This window comes from Sinorhizobium sp. 8-89, from assembly GCF_030124325.1.
Lineage (GTDB): Bacteria > Pseudomonadota > Alphaproteobacteria > Rhizobiales > Rhizobiaceae > Sinorhizobium.
On the sequence record NZ_JASKLR010000017.1, the window covers coordinates 44,702 to 56,954 of the forward strand.

General features: G+C 61.5%; 11 protein-coding genes. 7 read left to right on the forward strand and 4 right to left on the reverse strand.

Annotated features, from left to right (window positions below):
• Positions 1-32 precede the first annotated feature (32 nt).
• The gene (locus QN219_RS24705; protein WP_284002716.1) at positions 33-407 is read left to right on the forward strand and encodes a DUF427 domain-containing protein; all 375 of its coding nucleotides are present in this window, start codon (positions 33-35) and stop codon (positions 405-407) included.
• Between the two features lie 119 nt (positions 408-526).
• Here QN219_RS24705 and QN219_RS24710 read toward each other — a convergent pair whose 3' ends face one another.
• The gene (locus tag QN219_RS24710; protein WP_284002718.1) at positions 527-1,273 is read right to left on the reverse strand and encodes an NAD(P)H-dependent oxidoreductase; all 747 of its coding nucleotides are present in this window, start codon (positions 1,271-1,273) and stop codon (positions 527-529) included.
• A 23-nt stretch (positions 1,274-1,296) separates the two neighbouring features.
• Here QN219_RS24710 and QN219_RS24715 point away from each other — a divergent pair, with 23 nt between their 5' ends.
• Positions 1,297-2,139: a LysR family transcriptional regulator gene (locus tag QN219_RS24715; RefSeq protein WP_284002720.1), complete on the forward strand. Its 843-nt coding sequence runs from the start codon at positions 1,297-1,299 to the stop codon at positions 2,137-2,139.
• Positions 2,140-2,221: 82 nt separating this feature from the next.
• On the opposite strand, the gene QN219_RS24720 is transcribed toward QN219_RS24715, so the two are convergent.
• Positions 2,222-3,001: a helix-turn-helix transcriptional regulator gene (locus QN219_RS24720; RefSeq protein WP_284002721.1), complete on the reverse strand. Its 780-nt coding sequence runs from the start codon at positions 2,999-3,001 to the stop codon at positions 2,222-2,224.
• Positions 3,002-3,113: 112 nt separating this feature from the next.
• On the opposite strand from QN219_RS24720, the gene QN219_RS24725 reads away from it, so the two are divergent.
• The 5 genes from QN219_RS24725 (at position 3,114) to QN219_RS24745 (ending at position 9,787) form a co-directional block, all read left to right on the forward strand.
• Positions 3,114-5,243, forward strand: coding sequence for a hydantoinase/oxoprolinase family protein (locus QN219_RS24725; RefSeq protein ID WP_284002722.1), 2,130 nt, complete (start codon positions 3,114-3,116; stop codon positions 5,241-5,243).
• Positions 5,244-5,259: 16 nt separating this feature from the next.
• The gene (locus tag QN219_RS24730) at positions 5,260-7,452 is read left to right on the forward strand and encodes a hydantoinase B/oxoprolinase family protein (RefSeq protein ID WP_284002723.1); all 2,193 of its coding nucleotides are present in this window, start codon (positions 5,260-5,262) and stop codon (positions 7,450-7,452) included.
• 3 nt (positions 7,453-7,455) lie between these two features.
• The gene (locus tag QN219_RS24735) at positions 7,456-7,953 is read left to right on the forward strand and encodes an acetone carboxylase subunit gamma (RefSeq protein WP_284002724.1); all 498 of its coding nucleotides are present in this window, start codon (positions 7,456-7,458) and stop codon (positions 7,951-7,953) included.
• The gene (locus QN219_RS24740) at positions 7,950-8,780 is read left to right on the forward strand and encodes an SDR family NAD(P)-dependent oxidoreductase (protein ID WP_284002725.1); all 831 of its coding nucleotides are present in this window, start codon (positions 7,950-7,952) and stop codon (positions 8,778-8,780) included. Before QN219_RS24735 ends, QN219_RS24740 begins: the two co-directional genes overlap by 4 nt.
• 68 nt (positions 8,781-8,848) lie before the next feature.
• Positions 8,849-9,787: a choline ABC transporter substrate-binding protein gene (locus QN219_RS24745; protein WP_284002726.1), complete on the forward strand. Its 939-nt coding sequence runs from the start codon at positions 8,849-8,851 to the stop codon at positions 9,785-9,787.
• A 149-nt stretch (positions 9,788-9,936) separates the two neighbouring features.
• On the opposite strand, the gene QN219_RS24750 is transcribed toward QN219_RS24745, so the two are convergent.
• Together QN219_RS24750 and QN219_RS24755 are read right to left on the reverse strand one after the other, a co-directional pair.
• Positions 9,937-10,398, reverse strand: coding sequence for a nuclear transport factor 2 family protein (locus tag QN219_RS24750; RefSeq protein ID WP_284002727.1), 462 nt, complete (start codon positions 10,396-10,398; stop codon positions 9,937-9,939).
• Between the two features lie 134 nt (positions 10,399-10,532).
• On the reverse strand, positions 10,533-12,182 hold the full coding sequence (locus QN219_RS24755; protein ID WP_284002728.1) for an FAD-dependent oxidoreductase: 1,650 nt from the start codon (positions 12,180-12,182) through the stop codon (positions 10,533-10,535).
• Positions 12,183-12,253: the final 71 nt, after the last annotated feature.

Consider the following 12,253-nt stretch of genomic DNA (forward strand, 5'->3'; position numbering starts at 1 on the left):
AGGGTGGTCCCAATCTTCGAAGGCGATCGCTCATGTCAGACAAGTCGATCAGAATTCCCGGGCCCGATCATCCTATCACCATCGATCACAATCCGGCGCGCGTCGTCGTCAAGCTTGACGGTCGCGTCGTCGCCGACACGCGCGATGCGCTGACGTTGCGCGAGGCGTCCTACCCGGCGGTGCAGTATATCCCCCGCAAGGACGTGGACATGTCGCTGCTTGCGCGCACCGATCATTCGACGCACTGCCCCTACAAGGGCGATGCTTCCTATTACAGCATCACGCGCGGTGGCGAGCGCTCGAAAAACGCCGTCTGGACCTATGAAAATCCCCATGCGGCGGTACGGGAAATCAAGGACCACGTCGCGTTCTATCCGGATCGGGTGGATTCGATCGACGAACTGTAGGCGCCCCTTGCATCGCATGTTGTCTCGTCCACACCGGGATCGGGCAGCCGGAGAAGGCTTGCCCGCAACGAGTGTTCCGCCCGAAGCCAGTCGGGAGAGCAACCTCGTTGAGCCCGGTGTCATTCGGCTGCTGCCGCTGGGGCTATGGCCTGCGCCACCGCTGCGGCCAAACGCTTGGACGAGGCGATGGCATCACTCATGGATTGCTTGTGCCGGGCATCGCCGAATTCCTGATACTCGACGCGGACGACATGCATATCCGAGACGCCGAGATGGTGTTTCACTGTTCTCAGGTGCGGGATGAGCTGATCCATATCGCCCCGGATACCTGCCGGCTCGAACCCAAACTCACCTGAAGAACTCAGCACCACCATCTGCTTCCCGGACATGATCGGCCGGAGGGGGAAGTCGCCGCGACCGAGGTCGAAAGAGAAGGTCCGGCCGACGCGGACCACATTGTCGACCCAGGCCTTGAGGGCGGAGGGCATGCCGTAGTTGTACATCGGAACGTTGACGACCAGAACGTCGGCCGCGGCGAGCTCGTCGATGAGGTCATCGGAGGCGGCAAGGATCTGATGCTGCTCCGGCGTGCGCGCCTCGACCGGGGTAAAGGCAGCGGCGATCCACGGCTCCGTGATATGGGCTGGCGGTTGTTCGGCCAGATCGCGAATGATCCAGACGCCGTCGGGACGATGCCTTCTCCATTCCCGTTCGAATGTATCGCCCAGGGTGCGGGTGAGGGACCGAGAGCGGCGGGCGCTTGCATCGAGGCGCAGAAGGGTTTTCATCGAGTTATTCCCTTGGTGAATTTTTCTCGTGCAAAATGCGGCTTCCAAGGCGATGTTTAAAACGAGAAATCCACCCACTCGAATGAAGGAAACTCATCTCAGTGCGAGCTTCTCTCTCTGCAATTCGGATCTTCGAGGCCGCAGCCCGGCTCGGCAGTTTCAAGGACGCTGCGGGCGAGCTTGGCTTGACATCCACTGCCGTGTCTCACAGGGTTCGCGGCCTTGAGGGTGATCTGGGCGTCGACCTGTTTCGGCGCTCGCACAGGAAAGTCGAGCTGACGCAGGCGGGCGCGGAACTTCTGGAGGCCGCTCGCGCCGCCGTATCGCTGCTCGATAACGCGATTGACCGGATCAGCAGCGAAACGCGCAGCGTGACATTGACGACAACGCCGGCCTTTGCAGCCCTGTGGCTGGCACCCCGGATCTCCGAGTTTCAGGCGCAGTTCCCAAACCTGTCGCTGCGGACCGAGGCCAGCCACACGTCAATCGATCTTGAGCGAACGCGAGGCATAGACGCCGCCGTAAGGTATTCGCCCAATACTTCCGGCGAGGGCCAACTTCTGGTGCGCGAGCGGTTCAGGGCCTTCGCATCGCCCGGAACCTTCGTGCGCCAAGCCGAGACCCGGAGCGTGGCAGTCCTCTCGTATCACTGGAGATCTCGCGGTCTGGAGAAGCTTGCGCTCGATCCATGGGAAACGGCTCTGGGGCAACACGGATCCCTCAAGGTCATTTCCTATGACGACGAGCATCATGCAGCTCTCGCCGGCGTCTCGGGCAAGGGGGTCGTCGTGCTCAGCGACGTGCTCGCGCAGCACCTGGTCTCCAGCGCGCTTTTTGAAGACGTCCTGCCCGACGTTTCCATTCCCGGCCATTGCTACCGTATCCTGGTGCCAAACCGGACAAGGACGGACCGCGACACACGACAAGTTCTCGAGTGGTTGTAGGATGAAATGCGTAGCTTGAGGACATGACGCCTGCGCAACCGGCTTTTGCGCGAGGCACGCAAGTTGCGGTGACGTCCGCTCGTCACGGAATGTGATACTGCTGAAACACCTGGAGGAAGAGCTCGCGTTCGGTGGTGATGTCGAGCTTCTCGTAGATCCTGGCGCGATGGTTCTTCACCGTGCCCGCCGCAATGCCGAGCTTGCGGGCGATAGTCGCATTCGGATGCCCTTTGAGGATCAACTCGACGAGTTCACGCTCGCGTGTGGAAAGCTCCGGCCACAGAGCGGCTGAGGCCTGCGAGGCATTGACCGGCGCTGCCCCCGGCACGGCAGGTACATCGGTGCGCCGGAAATCGGGCGCCTGTGCGCGCGTGTCGAGTTCATGCAGCGCGGCGAAGACTGTAAAGCGGTTGCGAAGCGTCTCGATCTCGTCGTCGCGATACATTTTCGTCGAGCGGTCGAGAAAGATGCCAAGGCACCAGTCCCCGCCGTCCTCCAGCAGAATGCCAACCTCGTCGCAGATTTCCGATTGCGCCAGGAACTCTGCGATATAGCGGCCGCGTTTGGCTTCGTCATCCGCAAGGCTATTCAGCGGGACGATCCCAGGTCGCCGCTCACGTCGCCAATAGGCATAAAAGGGATCAAAGACGTAATAGGTGTCGAGATAGCGGCCGGCCATTTCGTCTGAATAGCGGCGATGTTTTATAAATTCTGGCTTGCGCGTGACGGAGTAGCGCACGACCGTCACCAAATCCTGCGGCACGGACGATCCGATCATGTCGATCAATCGATCGACGTGACTGTCCGTGCCCGTCGCAGCGATCGCATCGGCCAAGGTTTTCCAGAATCCATTGCTGTTCATGTCGTCGTCTAGCACTCTTCCCCCGGCCGGTCATTGTGCCTTTTGGCCTATTTCCCGCCTCCCAAACCGCCAATAGGCTGCCTCCATCATCAGAGCCATGGAGGGTGAAACCTTGGAAAACCCAATCGTGATCGGCATTGACGCGGGCGGCACGATGACCGACACCATCCTTGTCGATCAGCACGGACACTTCAAGATCGGCAAGGCCGCCACCACCCCGAGAAACGAGGCTGAAGGCTTCATCGCCTCGTCCCAGGACGCAGCGGATGCTTGGGGCATCTCGCTTGAAAGCCTGTTTTCGGGCCTCGACGTGGTGCTCTATTCCGGCACCGGCATGCTCAACACGCTTCTGTCGCGCACCGGCCGCAAGCTCGGCCTCATCACCACAAAGGGCATGGAGGACATGGTGCTGATGGGCCGCGGCCTGCAGGCCTGGGCCGACTATTCCTATGCCGACAGGCTGCATGCCGTCACCCATGCCCATCCTGATCCACTGGTGCCGCGCCGCCGAACGCATGGCGTGACCGAGCGCATCGATCATTTCGGCGACGTCATCCTGCCGCTTTACGAGCAGGAGGTGATCGCGGCGGCCCGTGCACTGATCCGCGACAAGGTCGACGCGATCTGCGTCATGACCATCTTTAGCCACGTCAATCCGGTGCACGAGAAGCGCATCGCCGAAATCTGCCGCGAGGTGATCGAGGCCGCCGGCGTCGAGATCAGCGTCTATACCAGCCATGAGGTGCGCCCGGTGATCCGGGAACAATCGAGGCTGAACTCTGTGCTGATCGAGGCCTATGCGACCTCACGGGGGCGCCGGCAGCTCAAGGGCATCGAGGAGGCTTCTCAAAAATACGGCTTCAAATATGGCGTGCAGACGCTGCTCTCCTTCGGCGGGCTCACCTCGATCAACCATCCGCGCCTGCACGAGACGATGATCTCCGGCCCGATCGGCGGCATTCTCGGCGCGGCCTATGTCGGCAAGCTGATCGGTAACGATTCGCTCATCTGCTCGGACATGGGCGGCACATCCTTCGACATGGGCGTCATTTCGCGCGGCCAGACCCGCATTGAAAACGAGCCGCTGATGGACCGCTTCAAGCTGAACGTGCCGACGCTCCATCTCGACACGATCGGCGCGGGCGCGGGGATGATCCTGAAGGTCGACCCGCTGACGAAGAAGGTTTCGCTCGGGCCGGAAAGCGCCGGTGCCGATCCCGGCCCGATCTGCTTTGCCAAAGGCGGTACCGAGCCGACAATCGCTGATTGCGATGCAATCCTCGGCCGGCTGAACCCGCATTACTTCCTCGGCGGCAAGGTGGTGCTTCAGGTCGAGAAGGCGCGTGCAGCCTTCAAGGAAAAATGCGCCGACGTGCTCGGCGTCGGGGTCGAGGAAGCGGCCGAGGGCATGATCGACATGCTGGAGCAGGACGCCAACAACGCACTGCGTCGCGTCATCTCGGGCCAGGGCATCCACCCGTCGGAATTCACCCTGCTTTCCTATGGCGGTTCGGGGCCACTGCATCTTGCCGGCTGCTCGCGGGGCATCGGCTTCAAGGATATCATTACGTTTCAGTTCGCTGCCGCCTTCTCCGCCTTCGGCTGTACGACGGCCGACTATATGCGCCGCCATTCGGTCTCGACCCAGATCGATATCGGTGCACGCGCATCCGAGGATCAGCTGGCTGCTGCGGGCGCGCAGGTGACGCGTGTGTGGCGCGACCTCGAAAAGGCCGCCGTCGACGAAATGCTCGCGGACGGCCACGGACACGACAAGATCAAGACGGTCCCCTTCTTCATGGCCCGCTATACCGGTCAATTGGAGGACGTAGAGGTTATCGCGCCGCTGTCGTGCATCGAGACGGCCGACGACATGCGGACGGTGCTGGCGCAGTTCGAAGAAGTCTATGCCAAAGCCAATCATCGCGTATCGCGATATGGCGAGGCGGGCTTTTCGTTGATGGAGCTCGGCGTCATTGCCACGGCCGACAAGATCAAGCCGGTGCTCGCCAAGCGGCCGCTCGGAACCTCCAATCCGCAATCGGCTCACAAGGGCGTTCGCGACGCCTATATCGGCGGCCGCTGGCACAAGGCCAATCTCTACGAGATGGATCTGCTTCAGCCCGGACACGAGGTGATCGGCCCGGCAATCATCGAGCACCCGGCAACGACCCTCGTCGTGCATCCCAACGATCGCGTCTTCGTCGATGAATGGACGCTGCTTCACTACAACCACGCCTGAGCTGGAGGTTATGACTATGCTGGACAGAACGGCAAATTCCCTGCAGCAGCGGCTGCTCGAGTCGGAGCGGCTGATGGGCGAGACCGGCTGCTATGACGGCATTACCGAACTTCGTCTGCGCAAAGAGGACCCGCTGAAGTTTGAGACGCTGCACACCAAGCTGCGCGCCTATTGCGTCTCTGCTCGTGAAATGGCCCGGCGCATCTCCGCCTCGCCAGGCGTCCGCGAAGTGGGCGAAATGGTGGTGGCGATCTACACGCCCGAAGGCGACGCGATCGCACTTTCGAATGGCATCATGGTGCATGTGCATACGATGAGCCGTTTCATCAAATGGATGATCAGGAACGGGTACGAGCAGAATCCCGGCATCCGCGACGGCGACATCTTCGCCAACAACGATGCATTCATCGGCACCGTGCAGGTGCCAGACGTCATGGATGTCGTGCCGATCTTCTTCGAGGGCACGCTGGTCGGCTGGGCGGGCGCGGTCTGCCATGAGCTCGAGTCCGGCGGCATCACGCCCGGCGGCGATGTTTGCCTTGCGCAGGAACGCTTCACCGAAGGCTTGTTCGTGTGCGCCGAAAAGATCGGCGAGAATGACGAGATCCGCCGCGATTACGTCATCCGTTGCGAGCGCAACTTGCGCATGCCGATCTATTGGGTGCTGGACGAGAAGGCCAAGGTCGCGGCCTGCATCGACATGCGCGAGAGCGTAAAGCAGCTCATCGGCGAGATCGGTCTCGGGTATTGGCAGCAGCTTTCGAAGGAATATATCGAGGAGGGCCGGAGAGCCCAGCTTGCCCGCACACGACAGCTCACCGTGCCCGGCATCTACCGCGGCCACACCTTCTACGGCCATGTGACTGAAGGCAAGCCCGGCTTCCAGCCGCTCGCCGATCCGAACTGGTTGTACAACATCCCGATCGAGATGGAGATCACCAGCGAGGGCAAGATCCGGCTCGATTTCGATGGCACCCAGCCGTGGGGTTATCACTCGATGAACTGCACGCCGGCCGGCATGGACGGCGGCATGTTCGTGACGCTCACCCAGCACATGAACTTCGAGGGGTTGGTCAATGACGGCGCCTGGATGGCGACCGAAATCAACATCCCGCACGGCACCTGGACCAATCCCGACAACGAGATGGCGGCGACCGCCACGTCCTGGGCATTGTTGCTGCCGGCTTATGGCGTTTTCCAGCGGCTGCTGTCACGCGGCTTCATCGCCCGAGGCTTCGTCGAGGAAGCCTTTGTCGGCCAGGTCAATTCGCCGATGATCGAGATGGGCGGCACCAGCCAATATGGCAGCGGCTTCGGCATGGCGCATTTCGAATGCGCTGCGGCCGGCTCCGGCGCGCTGGCGATCAAGGACGGCCTCGACACGGCCTATGTCGGCTGGAACCCGGAATCCGACATGGGCAATATCGAGATCTGGGAACAGAATATGCCGATGGTCTATATCGGCAGGTCGATCGTGCCGAACTCCGGCGGGGCCGGCAAATATCGCGGCGGTTGTGCCTTCATCTCGACTTGGCTCATCAACAAGACGGATCACCTTCGTCTCGTGACGTCGGAGCATTCCTCGCGCGTGTTCGACAATGGCGGCATGTGCGGCGGCTATCCGGCGCCGACCTGCGAGAAGCATCATGCTGTCAGGAACTCCGACATCTTCGAGCGAGCCGAACGCCGCCAGCCGCTCGCGCATGGGCCTGGTACCGATCCGCTGGTCTCTGATTTCGAACGCACCTACGAAGGCGAGCAGGTGTGGGAGGAAGGGCCCTATATCACCCGTCCGCACAAGGCCGGCGACATCTTCAGCCATGCCTATAATGGCGGCGGCGGTTTCGGCGATGTGCTCGAGCGAGATCCGATCAAGACGGCATGGGATGTCGAAAACGGCTTTCTCACGCGCGAAGCCGCCGGGAAGGTATTCGGCATCATCCTCGAGGAGGATGCGGATGGCTACCCCCAGGCCGATATCGACGCGACGGTCGCGCGCCGTGCCGAAATGCGCGAGGAGCGGCTGAAAAGGGCTATTCCGGTATCCGAGTGGATCGCCAAGGAAAGCGAGCGCGTCAGGACGTCCGATTTCGCGCCGGAAGTCGCCAAGATGTACCGCAGCGCGATGAAGCTCTCACCGCGCTTTGCCAAGGATTTCAAAGAATTCTGGGGCCTCGCCTCCGATTTCGCCATTGCTGGGGAGAAATGAGCCATGACTGGATATTCGAAGGAAGTCATCAACGACCTCGTCAACGGCACACTACCCTGGCCGCAGACGCGGCGGATCATGAGCGCCTACAAGGACGACGATCGTTTCTTCAAGTATCTCGCAGTGTTGCAGGATCGCGTTTCGTGGAGCGATCCGATCCTGCTGCCGGTTGGCGACCACCTCTTCATCTGCGATAGCGCCGAGGGCCGGATCACCCGCTGCGAATGCGGGCATTCCTTCGGAGATTACCGCAAGAACTGGAAGCTCAAGGCGCTGATCAACGTCCGCAACACGGAGGAAAGCCTGCGCGAAATCTACCCGAACAGCGATATTCCCGATCCGAGCTGGATGGAGATCCGCGAATTCTTCTGCCCGAACTGCGCGCATCTGCACGAGGTGGAAGCGGCAGCACCCGGCTATCCGATCGTGCATGATTTCGAACCGGATCTGGAAGGCTTTTATCGAGACTGGCTCGGCAGGCCGTTGAAGGAGGTGGCATGACAGGCAAGCTCAAGGGCCGCAGCGCGGTCATTACCGGCGGGTTGACGGGCCAGGGGCTGGCGATCGCGCAAGCGCTCGCCGCCGAGGGCGCCAATGTCGCTGTTGGCTCGTTTGTCCGCGAAGCGGTGGGCCGGCAGGGCGACGCGGCGGCTTATCCTGATCCGCAGGAGATCGTCGAGGTCCGGGACCGGCTCGCCGCTTCCGGAACGGCAGTTTACGCAGGCCATCTGGATGTCCGCGACAGCGGGGCGATCGACGATTTCGTGCGTGCGGCGGAAGAGGTCTGTGGTCCCGTCGACATTCTTGTCAATGCTGCCGGCACGACGGCCGAGCAGCCGGTCTCAGGCCATTCCGACGAACTCTGGCTGAAGATCATCGACACCAATCTCAACGGCGCCTTCCGCATGATGCGAAAGCTGCTGCCGCAGATGATCGAGCGCAAGTGGGGGCGGATCATCAACATAGGCTCGACGGCTGCCACCGTTGGCTGGAAAGACAATCCCGCCTATTGCGCCTCGAAATCGGGGCTTCTCGGCCTCACGCGCTCCGTGGCGCTCGAAGGCGCGCCGCACGGGGTCACCTGCGTGATGATCAGTCCGACCTGGGTGGAAACGGAACTGATGCGCCGCAACGTGCAGCAGGTCGTCGAACGAGAGGGCAAGGGGCGGACGATGACGGAGGCGATGGCGGACATCGCCGCGCAAAATCCGCAGAACCGCATCATTCAGCCCGACGAGATCGCCGCCCTTGCCGCCTTTCTGTGCGGCGAGGGCGCAAGGGGCATCACCATGGAGAACATTCAGATTACGGGCGGCGCACTTTGGTGAGCCGCCTTTTCGGTCTTTTGACGTGAGTTTCGCAGTGCAGACAAAACCTAAAAACAGGGAACAGGACAATGCTGAAACATATTGCTGCAATGACCACAGGACTGCTTTTGACGACGGGCGCCGCTTTCGCTGGCGAACCCGATAGCTGCAAGGCCGTACGTTTCTCCGATGTCGGCTGGACGGACATCACATCGACGACCGCCGCTGCCTCGGCAATTCTCGAAGCGCTCGGCTATGCGCCGGAGAGCAAGCTGCTGTCGATACCGGTCACCTACACCAGCATGAAGAACAGGGATATCGACGTCTATCTCGGCGACTGGCAACCGAGCATGGAAGCCGACCGCAAGCCTTTCCTCGAGGACAAGTCGATCGAGGTCATCGGCCCGAACCTCACAGGTGCCAAATACACCTTCGCCGTGCCGAAATACGTCGCCGACGCAGGCGTCAAGGATTTTTCCGATCTCCAGAAATTCGCCGACAGATTCGGCCGCAAGATTTATGGAATCGAGCCCGGCAACAACGGTAACCGCATGATCCTCGACATGATCAACAAGGGTGATTTCGGCCTCAAGGACTGGGAACTCGTCGAGTCGTCGGAGCAAGGCATGCTTGCCGAGGTCGAAAGGGCGATCAAGGCTAACCAGTGGGTCGCCTTTCTCGGATGGGCGCCGCATCCGATGAACACGAGGTACAAAATCGATTATCTCGCGGGCGGCGACGCCTATTTCGGACCGAACTACGGCGGCGCTGAGGTCTATACCAACATTCGCGCGGGTTACGCCGCCGAGTGCCCGAACGTCGCGAAATTCGTCACCAATCTTCGCTTCACACTGGATATGGAAAACGAGATCATGAACGGCATCCTGAACGACGGCAAGGATCCGAAGGCGGCCGCGACCGACTGGCTGAAGGCCAATCCAGGCGTGATCGAACCGTGGCTGGAAGGCGTGACGACGTTGGATGGCAAGCCGGCGCTCGACGCGATCAACAGCGCATTCAAGGGCTGAAAATCTGCGGGAGGTCGCAACTCTCCCGCAGCTGCCCCGGCGAGTCCGGTTTCGCTGGTGGTAACCAACACAGAGCCCTCGGCTGCGCCGTGAGCCCGCGCCATCCTGAATGATACTGCCCTCTTCTGCAGGTGAGGGCAGGGAGCAGGCTATTTTTCCAGCCACGGATAGCGGGCGGTGTCCTTGCCCGCGTAGTCGGGGTCGAGGTAGATGAAGCAGCGCTGTATCTTCCAATCGCGGATCTCGAACACGTCGCACCACCGCCCGGCCTGCCATTCCGGAAAGCCGGCGCGCCACGGGCCGTCGCGGTGCTCGCCATGGCTTGTGCCCTCGCAAACCACGAGATCGGAGCCGGAGAAGATCCAGTTGAAGTGCGAGTAGTGGTGGACGATCGACTTGAGGGTCGCGCCGACATCGCCGAACAGGTTGCCGATCTGCTCTTTGCCGTTCGCCAAGCCCCATTTCGGGAAGTAGACCTGCGCGTCCTCGGCGAAGAGTTCGAGGATCGAGCCGCCCGTCGACGTCACCCCGCCGTTGTCGAAGGCCTTCAGATATTCGAGCGCGACCGATTTGCGCTGCTCGTCCGTCATCGTCTGCGACGTTACTGCCATGCTGTTCCTCCGTGAATGAACTGCGAAACGATCAGCGTCTACAGCGCCGCGCGTTCTTTGAGACGCGCTAAGGTCGCTGTAGCACTTTGAATTTCTGCATGATTTCCTCCTTAAATCGCTTCCGATTTAAGGAATCATGCAGAAGGCTCGGTGTTGGCGGCCTTGGCCGCGAGATAGGCGAAGGCGAGGATAGGACCCAGCGTCGCCCCGCCGGCCCAGTAGGCCCGTGCCGAGGCCGAGGCCACACAGTTGCCGACACCGTAGAGACCGGGGATCGGGCTGCCCGTATGGTCGAGGACCTGTCCGTCGGGGTTGGTGACCGGTCCGCCCTTGGTGTCGAGACTGCCGCCGGTCAACAGCGCGGCGTAGTACGGGCCGCCATCGCTGATGGGATACATCGTCGGGTTCGGCATGGCTGGGCTTTCGGCCGCCGGCCCGTTGAACAGGAGCTCCACCTGCCGCTCGCCGCGGTTGAAATCGAGATCCTTGCCTTCCAGGGCAAACTTGTTGAAGCGTCGGATTGTCGAGTTCAGCGTCTCTTCGAAGTCATCGGCGATTGTCATGTTGCCAATGCGGTTGGCATATTTTTTGAAGCGCGCACGGATGTTTTTCGTCAGTTCTGCGAGCGTGTTGCCCTTGATGACGTGACCATCGTCCTTTCCCTCGGGCACGATGAAGCGGCCGTACTCGTCGCTTGCCGAATATTGCTGGCTGCGCGAATCCCAGATTGCGATCAGCACCAGGTTTGGGTACTCGGATTTCGTTGGGTTCCAGGTGAAGAAGGCCTGCGCGGCTTCGTTGTAAGCAAGCTTCTCGTTGGTGACGCGGCGACCGTTCCGGTCGACGTAGATCATGGAGTCGCCGGATGGAGAGAAGGTGCCGATCAACGACGGGTCATCGTTCAGCGCCTTCTCGAGCACGATCGGGCACATCCAGGCGTAGTTCATATTGCGGAGCTCGGCACCGGCAGCCGCGCCGATATTGACGAAGTCGCCCTCGTTGGTACGCGCGGCGCAGCCACCGAAAACCGGCACGCTCAGGAAATTCTTGCGCATGCCGACATCATGGGTGAAGCCGCCCGAGGCGAAGATCACGGCCTTGCGCGCTTTAAAAGCGACGGTCTCGCCGAGGGCCGTATCGGCCTCGACGCCGATTACCGCGCCGTTCTCGTCGATATCAGTACGCTGCACGCGATGCCCGGTGCGGATATCGACCCCGTCGGCACGCGCCTTGGCGCTCATGGTACGGATCGCCACCTCGCCGCCGTCCGACATGGATTCGCGGGCATCCTTGGGCAAGAGCACGCGGCCTTTCGGCGCCTTGTCCTCCGGCAGCTCCGCCCAGTAGTCGGGCACAAAGTCGCAGTGCCGGTATTCGAGCGCGCCTTTCTCGGCGAGCAGCTCGGTTGCCGGCGAGGCGTTGTCGTAGATGGCAGCGAAGGAATCATATTCCCACCGCGACATGCCGAACGTCGGGTGATCGGGATCGTAGGCTTCCGGGCGCGCCAGGCGCGCCATGTAGCGGATGCAGTCCTCCTTTTTGTCCTCGATGCCGATCTCCTGCATGTGCCTGTTGTTCGGCACCCAGTACCAGAAGGCGGCCTTCCGGGTCGTGCCGCCGAGCTCGTCGGCCTTCTCCAGCAGCACGACCTCGTTTCCCTGCCAGCGGGCAAACAGCGCGGAAGCAAGACCCGCCGCGCCGCCGCCCACAACCACGATATCGGCCTCCACATCGAAGGCGGACCGCTTGACCGGCAGAGCCGATTTCCTGAGAATCGTCGACATGGGCTCCTCCTCCTGATGTCAACACCCGGGCACAGTTGATCCCGTTCATGCCGACGCTGCCAATTCGCGGC